Origin of the sequence: Alcanivorax sp., from assembly GCF_040118815.1 — a bacterium.
Classification (GTDB): domain Bacteria; phylum Pseudomonadota; class Gammaproteobacteria; order Pseudomonadales; family Alcanivoracaceae; genus Alcanivorax.
The window spans coordinates 600,148-622,243 of record NZ_JBEDTC010000015.1 but is presented as its reverse complement, the minus strand read 5'-3'; the positions used below and the strand labels follow the sequence as shown (position 1 = coordinate 622,243).

The following is a 22,096-nucleotide window of genomic DNA, read 5'->3' as shown; positions in this document are numbered from 1 at the left end:
AAAAGCACCCGGCAGGGTGCTTTTTACAAAAGGCGCTGTGAAGACGCCGTATCAGTCCTTCTTGCTGCGCATCATGCCAAAGCGCTGCTTGAACTTGTCGATCTGACCACCGCTGTCGGCCTGCTTCTGCTTGCCAGTATAGAAAGGATGGCAAGCGGAACAAACGTCCAGGTCCATAGCGCCACCTTTGGTGGAACGGGACTCGATAACGTTGCCACAGCTACAGGAATAGGTCGCTGTCTGGTAATCAGGATGAATCTCTGCTTTCATTGCTAAGCTCCATTTTGTGTCGCTACCGGCCTCGACGACAGGCACCACACGGCTTGCGCCTGGGAAAAAGAAGGCGAATCATAACAGCTTGTCCCCATTGCGCAAGAGCAAAGCCGCCGCTGGCTCCAGGAAATTCAGTGTCACCGAAAAACACCCTGCAAATTGCCTTGCCCGTGCCCCTGCCCGGCTGTTTTGACTATGCGCTGAATAGCACAACGGTGCCGCCCCGGGGCAGCCGGGTTAAAGTCCCCTTCGGGCGACGCACCCTGATTGGCCTCGTCCATGGCCATGCTCCCAGTAATTACCCGAAGCTCAAGGCCGTGCAGGCGGTGCTCGACGACGAACCGGTGATGCCCGACGAGCTCTATCAACTGTGCGAGCGGGCGGCCCGCTATTACCATCACCCACTGGGCGAGGTGCTCAATTTTGCCCTGCCCACCCTGCTGCGCCAGGGCAGTGAGGCCCAGGCCAGCCTGGAGAAACGCTGGCAGATCACCGAACGCGGGCAACACGTCAGCGACGACCAGGTCAGCCGCGCCCCCCGCCAACGAGACGCCCTGCACACTTTGCGCGAACATCCCAAAGGGCTGAGTAGCGCCATGCTAGCGGCACTGGAGGTAAGCCCCGCTGCCTTGACCAGCCTTCGCGACAAGGGCTGGGCTGAGCAAATCCAGGTAGACACCCGTCCCGGCGTGGCCAAAGACACCCTGGCCCAGGCTCCACTGGCCGCCAATGCCGAGCAACGCACCGCCATTCAGGCAATTCAAGATGCCGACGGCTTCACGCCTTTCCTGCTCGACGGCATCACCGGCAGCGGCAAAACCGAAGTCTACCTGCAAGCCATGGCGCCGCTGCTGGCCGCCGGCAAGCAGGTCATGGTGCTGGTACCGGAAATTGGTCTGACCCCACAGACCGTGCAACGCTTCAAGCAACGCTTCGCCGTCCCGGTGGTCACCTTGCACTCGGGGCTCACCGACCGGGAGCGGCTGGACAACTGGTTGGCCGCCCGGGAAGGGCAGGCGCGCATCATCATCGGCACCCGCTCCGCCATCTTCACCCCCATGCTCAACCCCGCCCTGATCATTGTCGATGAAGCCCACGACAGCTCATTGAAACAACAGGACGGCTTCCGCTACCACGCACGGGACCTGGCCACCTGGCGCGCCCAGCAATTAGGCATCCCCGTCATCCTGGGCAGCGCCACACCCGCTCTGGAAACCCTGCACCTGGCCCGGGAAGGCCGCTTTCAGTGGCTCAGACTGTCGCAGCGCGCCACCGATCAGAGCCGCCCCCCCATCGAAATCGTTGACGCCCGGCTGGCCGCCCCCGGCAACCCGCTCCTCCCCCTGTCGCTGCAAGCGCTGAAACAATGCGTGGAGGCCGGCAATCAGGGGCTGGTGTTCATCAACCGGCGCGGTTACGCGCCGATGATCCTCTGCCACGACTGCGGCTGGCAGGCGGAATGCAAACGCTGCGACAGCTTTCTTACCTGGCACCGCAGCGACCGCGCCCTGCGCTGTCATCACTGCGGTTACCAACAGCGCGTTCCCAGCCGCTGCCCGGACTGCGGCTCCAGCGCCATCCAGGAAGCCGGCAGCGGCACCGAAAAGCTCACCGAACTGCTGGAACAGTCCCTGCCGGTGCCGGTAATCCGCATCGACCGGGATGCCACCCGCCGCAAAGGCGCCCTCGATGCACACTTGGCGCAGATCCAGAAAGGCGAACCCGCTGTCATGGTGGGCACCCAGATGCTGGCCAAAGGGCACCACTTTCCCAAACTGACGCTGGTAGTGATTCTGGATATGGACGCGGGTTTTCTCAGTGCCGACTTCCGTGGCCCGGAACAAGCCGCTCAATTACTGCTGCAGGTGGCCGGGCGCAGCGGCCGGGAAGGCCAGGGCCGGGTCATCCTGCAAAGCCGCCACCCGGATCACCACCTGCTGCAACTGGCCGCCAGCGGCGACTACCCACAACTGGCCACCACCCTGCTGGAAGAACGGCAAATGGCTGGTCTGCCGCCCCATGGCCACCTGGCCCTGTTCCGCTGCGAAGCCATGGCCATGGGTACCGCCATGAACTTCCTGCAGCAGCTCAGCACCGTGGCAGTGCCGCAAGACGTTCACATTCTCGGACCCATCCCCGCTCCCATGGAAAAACGCGCCGGCCGCTTCCGCACCCAACTATTGCTGCAAAGCGCCCAACGCGCACCGCTGCATAACGCCCTGAATCTACTACTGGAGCAAGCTCGCAAGCTGCCCGAAGGACGCCAATGCCGCTGGCATCTGGATGTGGATCCGATTGATATGCTGTAGGAACGCCACACGACGTAGTCCCACATGGTGCGTGTTGCGTGAAGCGTGCTGCGGATCTTCGGCTTTTCCCGTACAATCGCCGGCCAGTCAAACGGCCCAGACGCCCGCCACAAAAGAGTGCCATGAAAGAACGCCTGATACCCCTTATTGAAAGCGCCCTGGACACCCTGATCGATGACGGCACCCTGCCCGCTGACGCCAAGCGGCCCGTGCAAATCGACCGCACCAAGGACAAAAGCCACGGCGACTTTGCCACTAACATCGCGCTGATGCTGGCCAAGCCCGCCGGCATGAAGCCCCGCGACTTAGCGGAAAAGCTGATCGCCGCTCTGCCCAGTGACAACGCGGTGGCCAAGGTAGACATTGCCGGCCCCGGCTTTATCAACTTTTTCCAGGCCGACGACTGGCTCACCGGCTTGCTGGAATCCGCCCTGGCCGACGACTTTCTCGGCATCAACCGGCCAGAGCAGCCCCAGACTGTGGTGGTGGATTACTCCTCGCCCAACCTGGCCAAAGAAATGCACGTGGGCCACCTGCGCTCCACCATCATCGGCGACGCCGTAGTGCGCACCCTCGAATTTCTCGGCCACACCGTGATTCGCCAGAACCACGTGGGCGACTGGGGCACCCAGTTCGGCATGCTGCTGGCCTACCTGGAAGAACAGAAAGCCGAAGAAGGCGAGCGCGAGTTAAGCCGTGAACTGGCCAACCTGGAAACCTTCTACCGGGCCGCCAAGCAACGCTTCGATGAATCCGACACCTTCGCCGACCGCGCCCGCGCCCTGGTAGTAAAACTTCAGTCCGGTGACGATTACTGTCTGACCCTGTGGGCGGAATTCAACCAGGTGTCCCTGAGCCATTGTCAGGCCATTTACGATCGCCTCGGCGTCAGCCTGACACCGGAGGACGTCCATGGCGAAAGTGCCTACAACGACGACCTGGCTCAGGTCGTCGCCGACCTGAATCGCAAAGGTCTGCTCAGTGAAAGCCAGGGCGCCCAGTGCGTTTTCATGGATGCGTTCAAGAACAAAGAAGGCGAGCCATTGCCCGTCATCGTGCGAAAAGCCGACGGCGGCTACCTTTACGCCACCAGCGACCTGGCCGCCCTACGCTACCGTGCCGGCCCCCTCCAGGCCGACCGCATGCTGTATTTTGTCGACCAGCGTCAGGCCCTGCATTTTCAACAAATGTTCACGCTGGCAAAACTGGCTGACTTTGTGCCCGAGCAGACCGAACTTGCCCACATGGGGTTCGGCACCATGAACGGCCCGGATGGCCGCCCGTTCAAGACCCGCGACGGCGGCACAGTAAAACTGGTCGATCTGCTGGACGAAGCAGAACAACGGGCCTACACACTGGTAAAAGAAAAGAACCCGCAGCTGGACGACGACGCATTACGCACCATCGCCCGCTCCGTGGGTATCGGCGCAGTGAAATACGCTGACCTGTCGAAGAACCGCAGCAGCGACTACATCTTCAACTTCGAACAAATGCTGAGCTTTGAAGGCAACACGGCCCCGTACCTGCTCTACGCCTACACCCGTGTGGCCAGCGTCTTCCGCAAGGCGGAGCTGGACATGGCCAGCGTGAGCGGTGAGTTTCTGCTCAACGAGGAGGCCGAACAGGCCCTGGCCGCTCGGCTGGTGCAATTTGGCGAAGTGCTGCAAAACGTGGCCGACAAGGGCCAGCCACACTTGCTCAGCGCCTATCTGTACGATGTGGCCGGGCTGTTTTCCAGCTTCTACGAGCACTGTCCGATCCTCAGCACGGAAGATCCAGGCATCCGCAATAGCCGCCTAAAGCTGGCTGCCCTCACCGCCCGCACTCTCAAACACGGCATGGAACTGCTGGGCCTGAGCCCACTGGAGCGCATGTAATGGCGAAGAACACCCGTCGCGGCGCCAGCCGCGGCCCCGCCCGCAAGAAGAAACCCCAGCGCCAGGTGCCCGGCTGGGTGTGGCTGTTTACCGGCTTGATGGTCGGCCTGTTCGTGGCCTTCCTGTTCCACCTGGGCAAAACCCAGATAGCGCAGGGCGGCAGCACACCGGTGGCCAACAACGACAAACCCGCCAACACCAAGGCCGAACCGAAACCGGAACCCAAGAGCGATCCCGGGGAAGATTCACCCAAGTTCGATTTCTATGCGGTGCTGCCGAAGATGGAAGTGATCGTGCCGCAGAACGAAACGGAAAGTGGCAAAACCTCCACCCGCAAACCGGACACGACCAAACCGACCAATACTCGCAAGCCGGAGACCAGCACCCGCAACAACGAAAAATACCTGCTGCAGGCCGGCAGCTTCCGCCGCAACGAAGATGCGGACCGCCGCCGGGCCGAACTGATCCTGAAAGGCTTCGAGGCCAGCATTCAGTCCGTCAACCTGGACAGCGGCGACAGCTGGCACCGGGTCATGATCGGTCCCTACAACAATCTCAACGCCATGCACCGCGCCCAGGACCAACTGGCCGGCAACGGCATTGAGACCCTGCCGATCAAGATGAAAAAATAAAACGCCTGATGCATAACGCCCAACGCCCAACGCCTGATGCAACCCCGCGTCAGGCATTGGGCATCAAGCATCTAGCTTTTCCTCCTTGAAATCCCCCACCCGCGCCCACACTTCCTTTTCTACGCGTAAAAAGGAGAATTCCCGTGGAGCAGTATCGCGGTACAACCATTGTTTCTGTTCGTCGAGGTAACAACGTGGTCATCGGTGGCGATGGCCAGGTCAGCCTGGGCAACACTGTCATGAAGGGCAACGCCCGCAAGGTTCGTCGGCTTTTTCATGGCAAGGTAATTGCCGGCTTCGCCGGCGGCACCGCCGACGCCTTTACCCTGTTTGAACGCTTCGAAGCCCAGCTGGAAAAACACCAGGGGCATTTGGTTCGCGCCGCCGTGGAACTGGCCAAGGACTGGCGTACCGACCGGGCCCTGCGCCGGCTAGAAGCCCTGCTCGCCGTGGCTGACAAAGACAGCTCACTGATCATCACCGGTAACGGCGATGTGATTGAACCTGAAAAAGATGGCCTGATCGCCATCGGCTCCGGCGGCCCCTTCGCCCAGTCCGCCGCCACCGCACTGTTGGATAATACCGATCTGCCGGCCCGCGACATCGTCGCCAAGTCCCTGTCTATCGCCGGCGACATCTGTATCTACACCAACCACAACCACACCTTCGAAGAGCTGGACGGTTAATCATGGCTTCCCTGACACCCAAAGACATTGTTTCCGAACTCAATCGCCACATCGTCGGTCAGGACGCGGCCAAGAAAGCCGTTGCCCTGGCGCTGCGCACCCGCTGGCGCCGCATGCAACTGCCCGCCGAAATGCGCGCCGAAGTCGCCCCCAAGAATATCCTGATGATTGGCCCCACCGGGGTGGGCAAAACCGAAATCGCCCGCCGCCTGGCCAAGCTGGCAGACGCCCCCTTTATTAAAGTGGAAGCCACCAAGTTCACTGAAGTGGGCTACGTGGGCCGGGATGTGGAATCCATCATCCGCGACCTGATGGAAATGGCCATCAAACTGCTGCGCGACAAGGAAATCGCCCGTGTGGGCAGCCAAGCTGATGATGCCGCCGAGGAACGCATTCTCGACGCCCTGCTTCCCGCTGCACGCGCAGAAGACGGCAACGCCAACGACAACACCGATAGCAAAACCCGCCAGATCTTTCGCAAGAAACTCCGTGAAGGGGAACTGGACGACAAGGAAATCGACGTGGACGTGGCCAGCCAGCCCCCCGGCGTCGACATCATGGCGCCCCCCGGCATGGAAGAAATGACCAGCCAGCTGCAACAGATGTTCTCCAAGATGGGCGGCAACCAGCAGCGCAAGAGCCAGAAGCTCAAGGTCCGCGAAGCCTACCGGCTGATCCGCGATGAAGAAGCCGCCCGTTTCGTCAATGAAGACGAGCTGAAAGTGCAGGCCATCGATGTGGTGGAAAACAACGGCATCGTGTTCATCGATGAAATCGACAAGGTGGCCAAGCGCGGCGAAGGCGGCGGCACCGATGTGTCCCGCGAAGGCGTGCAGCGCGACCTACTGCCGCTGATCGAGGGCTCCACCGTCTCCACTAAGTACGGCATGGTGAAAACCGATCACATTCTGTTCATCGCCTCCGGCGCCTTCCACCTGGCTCGCCCCAGCGACCTGATCCCCGAACTGCAGGGCCGCCTGCCGATTCGCGTAGAGCTAAGCCCGCTGAGCCCGGAAGATTTCCAGCGCATCCTTACCGAGCCCAAGTGCTCTCTCACCGAGCAGTACAAAGCCTTGCTGGAAACCGAAGGCCTGAACCTGGAGATCACCGACGACTGCATCCAACGCATCGCGCAGGTGGCCTGGCAGGTTAACGAGCGCACCGAAAACATCGGCGCCCGCCGTCTACACACGGTGCTGGAAAAACTGCTGGAAGAGATCAGCTTCGACGCCGACTCCCTGGCCACCCAGTACCACGACAAACCGCTGGTGCTGGATGCCGAAGCCGTGGATCGCTACCTGGGCGAACTGGCCGACGACGAAGACCTGAGCCGGTATATTCTGTAAATAACCGCAGGCATGCCTCACGCTGCACGCACCACGCTTTTGCGTGCCAGCGTGATGCGTGGTGCCTGCCTGCCCCTCACTTTGCTATTATCCCCGCCGGAGGGAACACCATGACCGCCGGCGAACAACTGCAACACTATCTCGAACGTTTTTTTGCGCTACGCCAACACGGCGACGATGCGGCCTTTGTGGCGCGACTGCGTCGGCTCCAAGACTGGCAAGGCGAGCGCCTCAGGCACACCCATGCCCACCTTCTCGATGACCCGGTGACCGCCGAGGGCATCCGCTTCCTGTTGGACGAAGTCTACGGTGGCCGCGAACTGCTGCCAGTGGCACGGGAAATCCGTCGCGCCCTGCCCAAGGCCATGAAACTGCTGCCGGACAAAGTCATGGCCACCTCCGCCGCCGCATTGGAAGCCGCCATCCTCACCCAGGAGCTGGACGAGGCCGTCACCGGCATCCTCGGCGACCAGCTCGATCACCCCATCGATGAAACGATCTATCTAGCGGGTTTTCGTCAACCGACCCATCACGACGACCGCCAACGGCAGCTACAGCTGGTGGCCGAACTGGGTCACCGACTGGATCGCTATATCCGCTCGCGGATGCTCCATGCCACCTTCAGAATGGTTCGCAAACCGGCCCATGCGGCAGGCTTTGCGAACCTGTATGATTTCATGGATCGTAGTTTCCGGGTGATGAAACCCGTCCCCAGCGTTGGTTTGCTGCTGGAGCAACTGGCCGCCCGGGAAGACGCCATCATGGAAAAGGTTTTCGCCTGTCACCCATCGCCTTTCGAGAATTGATATGTCCGACGACAGCAAGGTCACACACTTCGGCTACCAACAGGTACCGTGGCAGGAAAAACAGCAAAAAGTGGCCGGCGTATTCCGCTCCGTGGCGGGCAAATACGATGTGATGAATGACCTGATTTCCATGGGCAGCCATCGCATCCTCAAGCGCATGACCATCGAGCTGGCCGGCATTCGACCGGGCCACAAAGTGCTCGACCTGGCTGGCGGCACCGGCGATCTGGCGATCAAGTTCTCCCGGCTGGTGGGCGAAACCGGCCAGGTGGTCCTGGCCGACATCAACGACGCCATGTTGGAGGTAGGCCGCGACCGTTTATTCGATGCCGGCTGCAGCCACAACACGCAAGTCACTCAGGTGAATGGCGAGTGTCTGCCCTTTGAAGACAATAGCTTCCACTGCATCACCATTGCCTTCGGTCTGCGCAATATCACTGATAAAGACGCCGCCCTGCGCTCCATACTACGCGTGCTGAAGCCAGGCGGCCGCCTGCTGGTGCTGGAGTTCTCCACGCCCACCAACAAGCATCTCGCCAAGGCCTACGACACCTATTCCTTTGCCGTCTGGCCCAAACTGGGCAAACTCATCGTCAACGACGCTGACAGCTACCAGTACCTGGCCGAGTCCATCCGCATGCACCCGGATCAGGACACCCTGCAGGGCATGATGGACAACGCCGGCTTTGCCCGCACCGAATACTTCAACATGATCGGCGGCATCGTGGCCCTGCACAGAGGATTCAAGTTCTGATGAGTTTGCGCGACCAGTCCCGCTCGCCCGGCCTGCTTTCCACCACCGCTCTGGCCACCGTGGAACGAGCCATCAACACCGCCCTGCGATCCGACCCAGCCAGCGCCGATCGCCTGGCCGTACACGCCGGGCGCCTAATCGCCATTGAAGTGACGCTACCCCCCATGGCCGTCTACGGGCTGGTCGTGGAAGACGGCGTGGAGCTTTATCACCGTAGCGACGCCACCCCGGACGTGGCGGTGAAAGGCAGCCCCATGGACCTGGCCTCGCTGCTGCTGAACTGGAAAACCCGCCCCGGCGTGATCGGCGGGCCGGTGGACATCACCGGCAACCGCGAGTTTCTTCAAGAGCTGCAACAGATCGCCACTGACCTGCAGATTGACTGGGGCGCCATTCTGGAACCCATCACCGGTTCCGAGCTGGCCCAGCAGCTGGACTACAGCGCCCGCCGCCTGTTCGGCTGGGCCAGGCAAGCCGCCACGCGCCTCACCGAACAACTGGGCGATTATGTCGGCAACGAGTCCGGGCTGATTCCCAGCCGCCGGGATGTGTATGAGTTCGGCCAGGACGTGGATGAACTGCGCATGGACGTGGATCGTCTGGATGCCCGCATTCAGCGGCTTAAACCTCGTTCACCCTCGTCGCCACAGGATTCCGGGAGCGCCCCCCTCTAATGCCACCGATTACTCGCATGCTGGTGGTGATCCATGTGATCTGCCGCTACCGGCTGATATCCCTGCTGCCTAACCACCCGGCGCGCGGCCTGTTATTGATTCTGCAATACCTGATGCCCTCCAGCTGGATCGGCACCGGTGATTTGACTGAAGGCGAGCGCCTGCAAAAAGCCCTGGAGCGGCTGGGCCCTATCTTCATCAAATTCGGTCAGCTACTGGCCACACGGCAAGACATGCTGCCCCCGGAATGGACTGCCGCCCTCGCTCGCCTGCAGGACCAAGTCGCCCCCTTCGATGGTGAACAAGCAAAAGTCCTGGTAGAAGCCAGCCTGGCGCAACCTTTTGACGACGTATTCCGCGACTTTGACACCCAGCCCATGGCCGCCGCCTCGGTAGCTCAGGTTCATGCCGGCACCCTGCACAGCGGTCAGCAAGTGGTGGCCAAGGTACTGCGCCCCACCATCCGCCCGGTGGTGGAACGGGACCTAAAGGTAATGGCCTTCGGCGCCCGCTGGCTGGAACGCCTGTGGCGCGATGCCCGCTATTTCCGCCCGTCCCGGGTGGTACAAGACTACCGGGACATTATCCTCGGCGAACTGGACCTGGCCGCTGAAGCGCGCAACAGCGAAACCATGCGCCGGCATTTCCTGTTCAGTCCTTTGCTGCACATCCCCGCCATTCACCTGGAATTTTCCAGCCCGACTGTGATCATCATGGATCGCATCCACGGCATTCCAGTGAACGATATCGAGCGCATTAAAGCCGCTGGCATCGACCCGAAAGTGCTGGCCGAGCGCGGCGTGGAAATCTTCTTTGCCCAGGTCTTTCGGTTCAACTTCTTCCATGCGGACATGCACCCGGGCAACATTTTTGTGAACCCGGAGCACCCGGAATCCCCACAGTACATGGCGATAGACGCCGCCATCGCCGGGCGCCTGTCCAAAGAGGATCTGAACGTACTTGGGCGCATGGTGCTGGCGGTGATGCGCGAAGATTACAGCGCTTTGGTCGACGCAGTGATTCGTGCCGGCTGGAATACCGCCCCCATCGATCGCCCCCGTTTTGAGCGAGCCGTTGTCGATATCATCGAACCGGTGCGCTCCGCCCAGCTGGACCAGCTGGAATTCGCACCGCTAATGATGAAACTGTTCGATATGGTTCGCGCCTACCATATCGAAATGCCAGTACAGTACATCCTGCTGATGAAAACACTGGTGCACATCGAAGGGCTGGGCCGTAGCATTTATCCGCAACTGGATATCTGGAACACCGGCCGGCCGTTACTGGAAGCCTGGATGCTGGCCGAATACGGCCCCAGCGCCACGTTTAAGAAACTGCAGAATCGTCTGCCCGAATGGACGGCCCAGTTGCCGGACATGCCTGACTTGTTGCGTGATGGACTGGAAAGCCTGCGCGACCTGCCTTACCAGCAGGACCGTCTGGAGGCCCGTTTCGAGCAACAACTGGTACGCCATCGCCACAAGCTGTTTGCCGGCCTCGCCGGTCTTGGGTGTGCTGGCACCGCCCTGTGGTTGGCCAACCCCTATAGCTGGGCACTGGCCGGTGCTGCCGTGCTACTGGGAAGCTGGAGCTGGCGCCGCTGACAGCCGGTGCAGCAAAGGAAAAAGTGCCTATGGCCCCTTTCCGCACCCTGATAAACTGAGCCCCTGCGGGCCCGGGCAATAAGGAATACACTATGTCAGAGATACTCAGCGAGCTGCACCAGGTACTGGAATCGCGCAAGGGCGCCGACCCGGACAGCTCCTATGTGGCCAGCCTGTACGCCAAAGGCCTGAACAAGGTCCTGGAAAAAGTCGGCGAAGAAGCGGTGGAGACCATTCTTGCCGCCCGGGATGCCGAAGTCAGTGGCGATAATCAGGCACTGATTAGCGAGACCGCTGATCTGTGGTTCCACTCCCTGGTAATGTTGGCCAAACTAGGCGAACACCCGGACAAGGTTCTGGCAGAACTACAACGGCGCTTTGGCCTGTCCGGCCATGATGAAAAAGCCGCACGCAGCAGTAAGCACTGACGCACATTTAGCACACATTAACGCGGCCCCTACTTTTTCGGAGAGAAAGCCATGTTTTCCGGCATCAGCATTTGGCAGTTACTGATTCTTTTGGCCATCGTGGTCCTGTTGTTCGGCACCAAGAAACTGCGCAACATCGGCGGTGACCTGGGCGGCGCGGTAAAAGGCTTTAAGAGCGCCATGAAGGATGGCGAAGACGAGCAGGACCAGAAGCGTCTGGCCGACGACGAACAACCCGAAAATGAGCAGCAAGCTGAGCAGAACAAGGAAAAAGACAAGGCCTGATTCCCGGCCCTCTTTTCCATCGGCACATTTCCGGCAAGACCCTGCCACACCGAGGTTGCGATGTTCGATATCGGCTTTGCCGAACTCACCCTGATCTTCATTATCGGCCTGGTGGTACTGGGGCCGGAGCGGCTGCCCACCGTCGCCCGCACTCTTGGCCACTGGCTTGGCCGTGCCCGTTCCACCTTCAGCCACCTGAAGAACGAGCTGGAACGTGAAGCCGTGACCCAGGACATGCAGGAGCGCATGGAAAAACAAATGCGCCAAATGGGGCTCGATGAAGACAGCATCCGTGAAGCCAAGGATAGCCTGCTGAGCCCGGAACAGATCGCTCGCTCACGGACTCCTCGCAGCGAACAATCCCACGCCGACACGCTGAACGCAGGCACCAACGACGATGCCGGGCAGCGCATAAACGACCAGCCCCAGGACCCCACCCGCAATGACTGATGCCAGCAACGACGCAGGCCAGCCACTGATTGCCCATCTGCTGGAACTGCGCAATCGCCTGCTCAAGGCCATGGTCGTCATCTTTATCGTCTTCCTGTGCCTGTTCACGTTTTCCCGTGAGCTCTACACCATCGTCGCCAAACCGTTGATGGACGCCATGCCCGTCGGCACCAACATGATTGCCACCGGCGTGGCCTCGCCTTTTCTGGCGCCGTTCAAGCTGACCCTGTACCTGAGCGTGTTTGCCGCCATGCCCTTCATTCTTCATCAAGCTTGGGCCTTCGTGGCGCCCGGCCTGTACAAGCATGAAAAGAAGTTGGCGATCCCCCTGCTGGCCAGCAGCGTGCTGCTGTTCTATGGCGGCGCTGCCTTTGCCTATTTCGTGGTATTCCCGTTGATGTTCCAGTTCTTCACCGCCATCGCCCCGGAAGGCGTGGCCGTGACCACCGACATCAGCAGCTATCTGGATTTCGTGCTTGCCCTGTTCCTGGCGTTTGGGCTGGCGTTCGAGCTACCCATCGCCATCGTGCTACTGGTAAGCACCGGCGCCACCACCGTAGAAAAACTCAGCAAGGCCCGGGCTTATGTGGTGGTGGGCTGTTTCGTGCTCGGCATGCTGCTGACGCCACCGGACATCATCAGCCAGACCCTGCTGGCGATCCCCATGTGGTTTTTGTTCGAGATGGGCCTGCTCGCCGCCCGGATGATCAAGAAGCAGGCAGAGAACCCGCCCGCCTAGGTGATGGAAACCGCCCCCTGAACAGGGGGCCTTTCAGGCTCTATGTGCCGCTACATTCGTAGATTCGTAGGTCGAATTCACCCAAGGGCACAGAGAGCCTAAAGGCGTAATCCGACATCCAAAGCTAACTCAACCTACAGAGCCCACTAGAATCGATAGCCATTGTCAGGCGTGGTAATGGGCGCAGGCACCGGCAACGCCGGAGTTGACGCGTCACCACCAGACGGCTGCGAGTCTGCCGCTGGCCCCGGCGGCGCTTCGGCCGCACAATCATTGTCTTGCATGAAATCCACCAGGCGCTGCTGTACTGCCGGGTCCCGGGTGCTTTCTATGTGTCCACCACGCAACGTCTGGAAGGTTTTGGGTTGTTGCGCCGCCGCATACAGGCGCTCGCCGTGGGCATAGGGAATCACCGGGTCATCCTCACTGTGCATCACCAGCAAGGGCGTCGGGGCAATACCAGCCACCCGCTCTTCCGGGTCCAATGCGCGGTCCGGCATGGTCGGCACCACCATCCAGCGCAACGGCCACAGCAGCCAGCTTCGCTTCATCACATCACTGGTAATATCCCGGTAACTGGCAAATGCCGCCTCCAGAATCACGCAATCTGCCGCCCCGGCATTGTCCTCTTCACCTAATACGCTGGTGGCCATGGAGGCACCCAGACTCTGGCCGAACACCACCAGTGGCGCACCGTCCGTGCGCTCAGCATGACGCAACCAGTCCAGGCCGAGCTGCACATCATCAAAGACGTCCGGCAGGCGCGGCTTCCCTTCCGACAGCCCGTAACCGCGATAATCCAGCAGAAACACGTTATAGCCCCGCGCCGGCAGCCACTTCACATTCGCCATGTGCGTACTGATATTCTGGGCGTTACCGTGGAGGAAATAGACCGTCCCCCGGGCCGGCGCATCACTGGCTGCCGGCAACCACCAGCCATGAATACGCATGCCGCGCGGGTGAATCAGGACAATGTCCTCGTACTGCAGCCCCTGGTTTTCCGGGTTCTGCACCCACGGAGACATGGGGTAAAAAAACAGTTTGCTGCAGCCCGCCAGCAGCAGGGTCAGCAGCAGCGCTGCGCTTAATCGTAATACCATCGCCATTGGAGTTTAAACTCGTCATCGTAACCGCCCCGCCGGTTCTCGCGCTCCAGCGAAGCACGCAAACCGTGCTGCCGGGTCATTGCCCACTGCACCGCAAACTGGGAGGAGGTTCGATATTCATCGTTGGTGAAATAATGCCCCACACTGCCTAACTGCCACTGCCAGTCGCCACGGTGATACAAAATGCCCGCGTCCAGACCAGCCCCCGGGGTCAGGAAGGTGCCGAACTCGCTATTATTCTCCATTCGCACGCTGGTTAACAGATACGGCTGCCAGTTCCCCCACAACCAACTGCCACCCGCACCGCCTTGGATGTATCGCACTAGGCGGCGACGCCCGGCCCAAGCTCTCTCCAGGCCACCCTCTACATACCAGCTCAGCGGTTTCGAAAAACGGTTTCGCGGCGCCAGGGAACGAATGCTCACCAAACCCAGCTCTTCCAGTTTGACCTGCCCGGACTCAGTGCTCCGCAAGGTCAGGTCCAGCCCTTCGATCTGCGCCCCGCGCAGAAAACCGTACTGGTTATCAAGCAAATCATGGTAGGTAAGCCGGTAAGTCAGCTCGCCGAAATCCTGGTTGCCTTCGCGTTGACCGCCACTGACACCCAGCATTTGGGTACCGTGCCCTTTTTCCGGGGGCTCAGGGTTCTCGGTTTTCGGTACCGGTGCTGCGGGCAGGCTATTCATCAGCGTTAACAGGGCAAAAGAGTTTTTTGCCACTTCTGCTGTTCGCTCTTCCTTACGATGGGTCAGCCTGATGTAGCGATAGGCCACCGCCGCCATAATCGCTCGGTCTTCTTCGGATTCATCCATAAAGGCCGGCGACTCAGCCAGGCCAGGATCATCCGCCAGCGCCCTCGCCAGTATTTGCTGGGAACCATTCAGTTGCTTGCGCAGATTATCCAGCTCCACGGATTTGGACGGCCGGTAATGGCGACCGCTAATAATGTCGCGCTCATCCAATGCCCGCACCGTATTGACAGGCACTTCGGCAAACCGCAATTCACTCAGTAATTCGGATCCCGGGCGCGCCACTTCTACCAGTTCGAGCAGTCGGAACGAACAGTTCTCATCGAAAAAATAATAATCAAAATTAATGTCTTTCAGTTCCCAGAGATGATCAATCAGCCAATCGATTTCTGACTGATCCAGATCCAGGGTGTATTCCCACATATCCCGGTTTTCCATGTGAGAATATTCCTGGATCTTCTGCACATAGGGCACCAACGCAAAGCGACCGGGGTAACCGCCTGCCAAACCGCGATACATATAGAAAAAAGAGTTGTCGGCTTCCGTAGAAACCGCACCAAAGTTCACCGCCCAAGACAGCCACACTGCACTGTCTTCACCCTGATCCAGGCGCAACAAGGTATGCCCAAACATGGATGAAGGGCTGTTCAAATAGGCTGCGGGAAAAACCAGCACGGCGCGATTGGCATGAATGGCTCCACGCCATTCGTTGTAATCATCGCAATGCGAAAACGGAGCAGCATCCTGCCAACCCAGGCTCTCGGAGAGAAAACGGTAGCGGGCGGGGAAACGACAACGCGCCGGGGAGTCCACAACACGAAGGGCCAGCGCGGTCGACTCAAGCTCGGCTAACGGATTGGTCTTCCCGGAATCGGAGAGAAAAAAAGTGTCGTCATCCACATAACTCTGATGCTTGTCACGCAGAGTGGCACCCGGATTAATGTGTAACAAAGCCTGCCAACGGGACGTTTCCGCCAGGTCAGCCAAGGAGGGGGTTGCAGCAAACGCCGGCATAAACCAGCACAGCAGCACACAGAAAAGACCAGTGCGCATCCGGATTCATCCGTCTCAATTACAAGCCGACAATAGTGTCAGAAAAGAGGGCCCCAAAAACAAAGCCCCGCCAAAAAGCGGGGCTCTGATGGATCTTTTGTGCTGATTAGGCCAGGTACTTGGACATCGCCTGATCCTGCTTCATCACGTCAGTGATGCTTGCCATCACTTCAGCAGCGGTCACGTCCTGGTTCGGGAAAATCGTCGCGAAATTTTCATGCATCAGCGCATTGAAACGTGCACGATCTTCAGTCTCGATACCCATGGACACAGACAGCGCGGTCAGTGCTTCGCCGTCACCGGTAGCCATGTCCTGCGCCACTTCTTCCATTACGCCGGTCATACCCAGCAGGCTTTGACCACTGTAAGTCAGGGAACCATTGGTATCACAACCGTTAGTGCCCGTGGTCATACCGAAAGTAGCGTTACCAGATGTACCGTTCACGATGGTAGCGAGAAGATGCACCGGCATGCCGGATTTACCTTCAAAAATCATGTTGCCCCAGCCACAACCCGGACCACCCGGAGCCACAGCCATAGCAGAGGTCGAAGCGCCCAGCAGCGCGGCAGCGATAAGTGTCTTTTTCATCCTGAATTCCTCCAAGTTTTTATGAATCTTCCTTGGGGATGCAGCGATCATATTGATCGGCCACAACGACTGTCAGCAAAATGCCGGCAATACTCTCCCCGTTACTTTTCCAAGCAACTAAACTCATCATAAACAAGGGGAACGGCTTTGCAATAAGCTTATTCAGAATAAGTCACATCTCAAGCATAAAGGTGACGGGGCCATCATTGACAAGAGAAACCTGCATATCCGCAGCAAAGATGCCTGTTGCCACGGGAACGCCATGCCCATTCAAGTGGGATACACAACACTCGTAAAGTCGTTTCCCCAGAACAGGATCTGCGGCACTGCTAAAGCCAGGCCGGCGCCCCTTTCCTGTATCCGCAACTAACGTAAACTGGGAAATAGCCAGCAGCTCCCCCTTTGCATCGCGAACATCATGATTCATTTTCCCTTGATCGTCCGCAAAAACTCTGTAGCCGACAATCCGCTCTGCCATACGCGCAGCCAGCAGTTCATCATCATGCTTTTCAATGCCAATGAACAGCACCAAACCTTTGGCAATGCTTCCCACGCTCATGCCGTTGACATCAACGCAAGCATTGCTAACCCGCTGCATCAACACCTTCACTGCTCACTCCTTCTATACAGCCGCATTACCGCTTTCACCAGCGCCTCAGCCACTCCCGGGTCCATGGAGGAATGCCCTCCCCCTTCCACCCAATTGAGAACACTGTTTGGCAACACTTGATGCAACGCCAACGCCTGCTCCGGTGGGCAGACAAAATCCCGACGCCCATGAACAATTTCTATCGGCACGACACTGCCGGCGCAAGCCTCAAGCAAAGGCTTCTCCACAAAGCCATCAGCAAGAAAGTAATGGGTTTCCTGGCGGGCCATACATAGCTCGTCATCACTGCCCGGCCCCGGCGGCTGGGTTGGCATAAGCGCCAAAGTGGACTCCCAATTACACCAGGCGCGGGCATAACGGGGAGCGTCATCGCCCTGCAATCCCTGGTAATAACGCGCCAGCAAACTGCCGCTGCCCGGCGGCGCCTGTTGCTGCAAGGCTTGCCAGGCCTCCGGAAACATCCGCGCTGCGCCCGCTTCACAATAAAGCCAATCCCGATCCTGCTCGCGACACAGAAAAATGCCACGTAACACCATGCCGGTAATGTACTGCGGAAACGCCGCCAGATACGCCAGCGCCAGGGTGGCGCCCCAAGAACCACCAAACACCATCCAGCGTTCAACCTGTAACGCCTGTCGAATCTGTTCGAGATCTGCCAGCAAATGGCTCAAGGTATTATGATCAATGGACGCAAGTGGCCGGCTTTGACCGGCGCCGCGCTGATCAAACAAAATAATGCGGAAGCGTTGCGGATCGAAAAAACGCCGCAGCGCCGGGGAGCAGCCGCCACCGGGGCCACCATGCAGCACCACCACGGGAATGCCCTGCGGATTGCCACTCTCCTCAACATACAACTGATGCCCCTGTCCCACCGGAAGGTAGCATTGCCGATACGTATCGAGATAAGGAAATAACGCCATGGGTCAGGTTCTGACAGGAAGAAGAATTTCAGCATACCTGCTACTGATTTTGCTGCAAGGCCTGCTGGCCGCTTGCGACAACACACCCCCGGAGCAAGCGATCAAGGATGCCCTGGCTGAAATCGAAACCGCCATTGAAGACGGCGATACCGGCACCGTGATGGATCGACTAAGCGATGACATCGCCGTTGAACGGCGCGGCAGAACTCTGCAGCGCAAAGACATTCACCGCACCCTGGTGGGCGTTTTCTTTCGTTACCCGAACCGCAACATCACCTTTACCCGCACCCGGATAGAGCTGGACCCGGTGACACAGAAAAAAGCCCGCGTGCAATTTACCGCGCTGGCCTGGGGCGGACAGAATGTGCTTCCGGATGATGCCGACAGCTACCAGGTAGACAGCCACTGGCAGCTGGACGGCGACTGGAAGATTGATTCACTCACGACGAACGGCGTGCGTGAATAGATCGCCAGGCAGGGAATAGGAGCGCGGCCAAGAACCTGTCCCACGGACATGAGCCTGGCACGCGTTTTAACTTTTAACTTTCAACGGCTCTTAATCCTCATCACCGCCATTGAGCTGACCTTCCATGTCCAGCTCCTTGATCTTGCGGGTCAGGGTATTGCGCCCCCAGCCCAGCAATGCAGCCGCATCACGCTTGCGCCCACCGGTATGCTGCAAGGCCACTTCGATCATGGTGCGCTCAAAGCCGGGAACCGCCTGCTCAAGAATATTTCGCTCGCCCTGTGACAAGGCCCTGTCTGCCCAGTTGCGCAGGGATTTGAGCCAGTCACCGCTGACATCCGAGCCTTTCGCCGCGCCGCTCTCTTTCAGCTCCGGCGGCAAATCGTCCACCAGCACTTCCCGGCCGGAGGCCATTACGGTCAGCCAGCGACAGGTGTTTTCCAACTGCCGCACATTGCCCGGCCAGGTTTGCGCAGCCAGGTATTTCTCCGTGTCCTTGTGCAGGATTTTCGGCTCTACCCCCAGCTCACTGCCGGCTCGCTGCAGAAAATAATTGGCCAGGCGGGGAATATCTTCGCGGCGTTCCGCCATACGCGGAATATGGATGCGGATTACGTTGAGGCGATGGAACAAATCCTCACGGAAGTCGCCTTCCTTCACCAGTTTTTCCAGATCCTGGTGGGTGGCGGCAATAATCCGCACGTCCACATGGATCGGCGTGGTCCCGCCCACGCGATAGAATTCACTTTCCTGAAGCACCCGCAGCAACCGGGTCTGGGCTTCCAGCGGCATATCGCCGATTTCATCCAAAAACAGGGTGCCACCATTAGCCTGCTCAAAACGACCGACGCGCTGATTATTGGCGCCGGTGAACGCGCCTTTTTCGTGGCCGAACAACTCTGACTCGATCAGGTCTTTGGGAATGGCCGCCATGTTCAGAGCAACGAAATTTTTCTCCCGGCGCATAGAGTGACGATGCAACGCGCGGGCTACCAATTCTTTACCGGTACCGGACTGACCATTGATCAGCACCGTTACATTGGAATGGCTCAGCCGGCCAATGGCACGAAACACTTCCTGCATGGCAGGGGCTTCACCGATAATTTCGGTGGGCGCTTCTTCAACCGGTTCAGGAAAGTCGCCACGGGATTCTTCCCGGTGCTTGATGGCCCGGCGCACCAACGCCACCGCTTCATCCACATCAAACGGTTTCGGCAGGTATTCAAACGCGCCGCCCTGATAGGACGCCACAGCAGAATCCAGGTCGGAATGCGCCGTCATGATGATGACCGGCAGATCCGGGTTCTTGCGTTGCAGGATTTTCAGCATACGCAGCCCATCCGTACCAGGCATGCGCACATCACTGATCAGCACTTCCGGTTCTTGCCCGCCTTGTTCCAGGGTATTGAGCGCTTCATCCGCATCTTCAAAGCAGGTCACCGCGTAGCCTTCCTGGCCCAGCGCTTTTTCCAACACCCAGCGAATGGAGCGGTCATCATCCACAACCCAAATACTGACACTCATGACCTGCTACTCCTGTTATTTCCATCACCACCGCAATCAGCGGCCGGCTTGTATGGCGTCGATCTGTGCAAAGCAGCGCAATTTACGCTATGTCGGTTTCATCCAGCTGCTCCATGGGCAGCAAAATGCTAAATACGGTATTGCCCGGCTGGCTTTCGCACTCAATCAGCCCCTGATGCTGGCTGATGATCGACTGTGCAATGGAAAGCCCCAGCCCGGTACCGCTGGCACGGCCACTGACCATGGGATAGAACAGGGTTTCCTGCACATCTTCGGCAATGCCTGGGCCGTTATCGATAATGTCCATGCGCAGCACCAACCGGTGACGCTGTGAGCCGATGGTAAATTGGCGCAACACACGGGTGCGCATGGTGATGCGCGGTTCCTGCGTCTTCGATTCCAACAACGCCTGGGTGGCATTGCGGATAAGGTTCAGCAGCACCTGAATCAGCTGGTCTCGGTCGGCAATCACGTCCGGCAAGCTGATGTCGTAATCGCGCCAGATCGCCACACCCCGAGGGTATTCCGCCAGCAGTAACTGCCGTACATGCTCCAGGCACTCGTGCACATTCACCGCCCGGAACTCCGGCGGCTTACGCGGCCCGAGCATGCGGTCCGCCACTGATCGCAACCGGTCGGCTTCATCGATAATGACCTTGGTATACTCAGTCAGCTCCGGGTTCGGCAGCGCCCGCTCCAGCAACTGGGCTGCACCACGAATGCCGCCCAGCGGGTTCTTTATTTCGTGGGCGACACCGCGCACCAAAGCCCGAGTCGCCTGGTGCGCATGGATCAGCGCCTCTTCACGGTTTATCCGCAGCAGACGATCCAGTGACTGCATTTCCATCAACAGGCATAAAGGCTGGCCCGGCTCGTTAATCGGGCTAACCGAGTAATCCACTATGATTTCGTGACCCGGTGCCACCGACAGCCGCGCTTCACGCTGGGTGAAGGGGTGCTCATCATCAATGCACTGCTGAATGGCGAGGCGCGCCTCTTCATCATCGAAAAAGTAATCGGGCAATGGCTGACCAACTGCACGGCTGGCACTGGTCGCCAGCAGCATTTCCGCCGCCGGGTTCAGGTAGCGCACGCACAGGGCATCGTCCAGCATGATCACTGCAGTACGCAGATGATCGAGTAGTCGTTTGTGCAACGTAATGTCACCCATCAAAAATTGGCCCATAACAGGGCATAAGCAATTATCAGGCCATCTGTAGATCAGCCCGAAAAAGCGGGTATCAGCGGCCTGCAGCACAGGCGTAAAAGCCTGCTATTGATGAGTTTAAAGGGAAGGCGGGGAGAAATGCACCACCAAGGTGCATTGTTAGTTGCTGCGGATGCTCCGATTCGGTTGCGCCGGCTGGGCCGCGGTGCCCCGATCCGCACCACCGCCCACGCTGGCAGCGCCCCCGGTTGAAGCACTGCCTCCCACATTGGCTGAACCGCCACGGTCTGCTGCACCACCGACTTGCGCAGCACCACCGTTACTCCCGCCACCGGGGACATTGCGGAAATCACTGACCGTGCTGCGATGGATGTACACTTCCACCGGCTCGGAGGTGATGCGGGTTTCGCCCTCCTCGCTCACCACTTTCACGATCAGGTTATGTACCCCACGCTCCGGCGCATCCAGCTGCAAGGCAGGCTGCTCCGTGCCATTATCCAGCAACACCAGGCTGTCACCGGGCTGCAGCCCAGGCTGCAAATTCACCGACACATACACGGCATCCGTCGGGTTACGCAGCGTGGAACCACTTTCCGGGGCGGTAATGGTCAGCGATGTGTACTCCTCCACCGCGGGGTCCGCCGCCTCTTCATCTGGCGCCGACACCGCCTCCGGCATTTCCACCTTCTCGATCGGCACCGTATTGGTGGTTTTCAGCTTCACCTCCTCGGAATGGCTGTTCTCACCAGGCTGATCAGTGAAGACCACATTGCCTTGTTCGTCGGTGGTCCGGTAAATCTTCGACGCCGGCGCGTCAGAGGCCTCTGACCGGCTAGCGCCGTCTTCATCTTCCGCCGTGGCCGCCAGACTGAATCCAGAGATCAGGCCCAAGGCTACAACCGCAATCAGCGACTTTTTCATTATTATCTCCCTATGACTGTCCTTGATTCTGGCCTGACTACTCCGGCCAGAAAAGGGGTAAGCGCACAAAATAGCATGCTTTTTTCCGACAAAAAAAAGCCCCCGACTAGCGGGGGCCTCTTTTCTG

23 protein-coding genes are annotated in these 22,096 nt (G+C 59.2%); 14 read left to right on the top strand and 9 right to left on the bottom strand.

What is annotated here, in order from left to right; translation table 11 throughout:
* Positions 1-51 precede the first annotated feature (51 nt).
* Positions 52-270: a 50S ribosomal protein L31 gene (gene rpmE / locus ABNH18_RS12220; protein WP_007149307.1), complete on the bottom strand. Its 219-nt coding sequence runs from the start codon at positions 268-270 to the stop codon at positions 52-54.
* Between the two features lie 137 nt (positions 271-407).
* Between rpmE and ABNH18_RS12215 the strand changes: the two genes are divergently transcribed.
* The 13 genes from ABNH18_RS12215 (at position 408) to tatC (ending at position 12,863) form a co-directional block, all read left to right on the top strand.
* Positions 408-2,582, top strand: coding sequence for a primosomal protein N' (locus ABNH18_RS12215; RefSeq protein WP_349383076.1), 2,175 nt, complete (start codon positions 408-410; stop codon positions 2,580-2,582).
* Between the two features lie 122 nt (positions 2,583-2,704).
* Positions 2,705-4,459, top strand: coding sequence for an arginine--tRNA ligase (argS, locus tag ABNH18_RS12210; RefSeq protein WP_349383075.1), 1,755 nt, complete (start codon positions 2,705-2,707; stop codon positions 4,457-4,459).
* Complete coding sequence (locus ABNH18_RS12205; protein ID WP_349383074.1) at positions 4,459-5,091, top strand: SPOR domain-containing protein; 633 nt, start codon at positions 4,459-4,461, stop codon at positions 5,089-5,091. The genes argS and ABNH18_RS12205 overlap by 1 nt, the downstream gene beginning before the upstream one ends.
* Before the next feature lie 143 nt (positions 5,092-5,234).
* Positions 5,235-5,777, top strand: a complete 543-nt coding sequence (gene hslV, locus ABNH18_RS12200) for an ATP-dependent protease subunit HslV (RefSeq protein ID WP_349383073.1) — start codon at positions 5,235-5,237, stop codon at positions 5,775-5,777.
* A gap of 2 nt (positions 5,778-5,779) precedes the next feature.
* Entirely contained in the window at positions 5,780-7,123 is a 1,344-nt protein-coding gene (gene hslU / locus ABNH18_RS12195; RefSeq protein WP_349383072.1) for an ATP-dependent protease ATPase subunit HslU, read from the top strand.
* A gap of 110 nt (positions 7,124-7,233) precedes the next feature.
* Positions 7,234-7,929, top strand: a complete 696-nt coding sequence (locus tag ABNH18_RS12190; RefSeq protein ID WP_349383071.1) for a DUF8198 family protein — start codon at positions 7,234-7,236, stop codon at positions 7,927-7,929.
* A 1-nt stretch (position 7,930) separates the two neighbouring features.
* Positions 7,931-8,683 carry a bifunctional demethylmenaquinone methyltransferase/2-methoxy-6-polyprenyl-1,4-benzoquinol methylase UbiE gene (ubiE, locus tag ABNH18_RS12185; protein ID WP_349383070.1) on the top strand — a complete coding sequence of 251 codons (753 nt, stop codon included), beginning with the start codon at positions 7,931-7,933 and terminating at the stop codon, positions 8,681-8,683.
* Positions 8,683-9,357, top strand: a complete 675-nt coding sequence (locus ABNH18_RS12180; RefSeq protein WP_349383069.1) for a ubiquinone biosynthesis accessory factor UbiJ — start codon at positions 8,683-8,685, stop codon at positions 9,355-9,357. Before ubiE ends, ABNH18_RS12180 begins: the two co-directional genes overlap by 1 nt.
* Complete coding sequence (locus ABNH18_RS12175) at positions 9,357-10,961, top strand: AarF/UbiB family protein (protein WP_349383068.1); 1,605 nt, start codon at positions 9,357-9,359, stop codon at positions 10,959-10,961. The genes ABNH18_RS12180 and ABNH18_RS12175 overlap by 1 nt, the downstream gene beginning before the upstream one ends.
* 92 nt (positions 10,962-11,053) lie before the next feature.
* Positions 11,054-11,389 (top strand): phosphoribosyl-ATP diphosphatase, encoded by a 336-nt coding sequence (locus ABNH18_RS12170; RefSeq protein WP_349383067.1) that lies wholly within the window; start codon positions 11,054-11,056, stop codon positions 11,387-11,389.
* Between the two features lie 51 nt (positions 11,390-11,440).
* Positions 11,441-11,674: a Sec-independent protein translocase subunit TatA gene (tatA, locus tag ABNH18_RS12165; RefSeq protein WP_349383066.1), complete on the top strand. Its 234-nt coding sequence runs from the start codon at positions 11,441-11,443 to the stop codon at positions 11,672-11,674.
* 60 nt (positions 11,675-11,734) lie between these two features.
* Positions 11,735-12,124 carry a Sec-independent protein translocase protein TatB gene (gene tatB / locus ABNH18_RS12160; protein WP_349383065.1) on the top strand — a complete coding sequence of 130 codons (390 nt, stop codon included), beginning with the start codon at positions 11,735-11,737 and terminating at the stop codon, positions 12,122-12,124.
* On the top strand, positions 12,117-12,863 hold the full coding sequence (tatC, locus tag ABNH18_RS12155; protein ID WP_349383064.1) for a twin-arginine translocase subunit TatC: 747 nt from the start codon (positions 12,117-12,119) through the stop codon (positions 12,861-12,863). Before tatB ends, tatC begins: the two co-directional genes overlap by 8 nt.
* Positions 12,864-13,009: 146 nt before the next feature.
* Here tatC and ABNH18_RS12150 read toward each other — a convergent pair whose 3' ends face one another.
* From ABNH18_RS12150 to pip, 5 genes are all read right to left on the bottom strand, one after another.
* Positions 13,010-13,969, bottom strand: a complete 960-nt coding sequence (locus ABNH18_RS12150) for an alpha/beta hydrolase (RefSeq protein WP_349383063.1) — start codon at positions 13,967-13,969, stop codon at positions 13,010-13,012.
* Positions 13,948-15,771 carry an Lnb N-terminal periplasmic domain-containing protein gene (locus ABNH18_RS12145; protein ID WP_349383062.1) on the bottom strand — a complete coding sequence of 608 codons (1,824 nt, stop codon included), beginning with the start codon at positions 15,769-15,771 and terminating at the stop codon, positions 13,948-13,950. The genes ABNH18_RS12150 and ABNH18_RS12145 overlap by 22 nt, the downstream gene beginning before the upstream one ends.
* A gap of 106 nt (positions 15,772-15,877) precedes the next feature.
* Positions 15,878-16,360 (bottom strand): DUF3015 domain-containing protein, encoded by a 483-nt coding sequence (locus tag ABNH18_RS12140; RefSeq protein ID WP_349383061.1) that lies wholly within the window; start codon positions 16,358-16,360, stop codon positions 15,878-15,880.
* Positions 16,361-16,532: 172 nt separating this feature from the next.
* A complete protein-coding gene (gene dtd, locus ABNH18_RS12135) occupies positions 16,533-16,970 on the bottom strand; it encodes a D-aminoacyl-tRNA deacylase (RefSeq protein WP_349383060.1) in 438 nt (145 codons plus the stop codon).
* A complete protein-coding gene (pip, locus tag ABNH18_RS12130) occupies positions 16,967-17,890 on the bottom strand; it encodes a prolyl aminopeptidase (protein WP_349383059.1) in 924 nt (307 codons plus the stop codon). The genes dtd and pip overlap by 4 nt, the downstream gene beginning before the upstream one ends.
* Here pip and ABNH18_RS12125 point away from each other — a divergent pair.
* Entirely contained in the window at positions 17,889-18,356 is a 468-nt protein-coding gene (locus ABNH18_RS12125) for a nuclear transport factor 2 family protein (protein ID WP_349383058.1), read from the top strand. The genes pip and ABNH18_RS12125 overlap by 2 nt on opposite strands.
* Before the next feature lie 90 nt (positions 18,357-18,446).
* Here ABNH18_RS12125 and glnG read toward each other — a convergent pair whose 3' ends face one another.
* The 3 genes from glnG to ABNH18_RS12110 form a co-directional block, all read right to left on the bottom strand.
* Positions 18,447-19,880 (bottom strand): nitrogen regulation protein NR(I), encoded by a 1,434-nt coding sequence (glnG, locus tag ABNH18_RS12120; RefSeq protein WP_349383057.1) that lies wholly within the window; start codon positions 19,878-19,880, stop codon positions 18,447-18,449.
* 82 nt (positions 19,881-19,962) lie between these two features.
* Positions 19,963-21,066: a nitrogen regulation protein NR(II) gene (gene glnL / locus ABNH18_RS12115; protein ID WP_349383056.1), complete on the bottom strand. Its 1,104-nt coding sequence runs from the start codon at positions 21,064-21,066 to the stop codon at positions 19,963-19,965.
* Between the two features lie 141 nt (positions 21,067-21,207).
* Positions 21,208-21,969 (bottom strand): DUF4124 domain-containing protein, encoded by a 762-nt coding sequence (locus tag ABNH18_RS12110; protein ID WP_349383055.1) that lies wholly within the window; start codon positions 21,967-21,969, stop codon positions 21,208-21,210.
* Positions 21,970-22,096 lie beyond the last annotated feature (127 nt).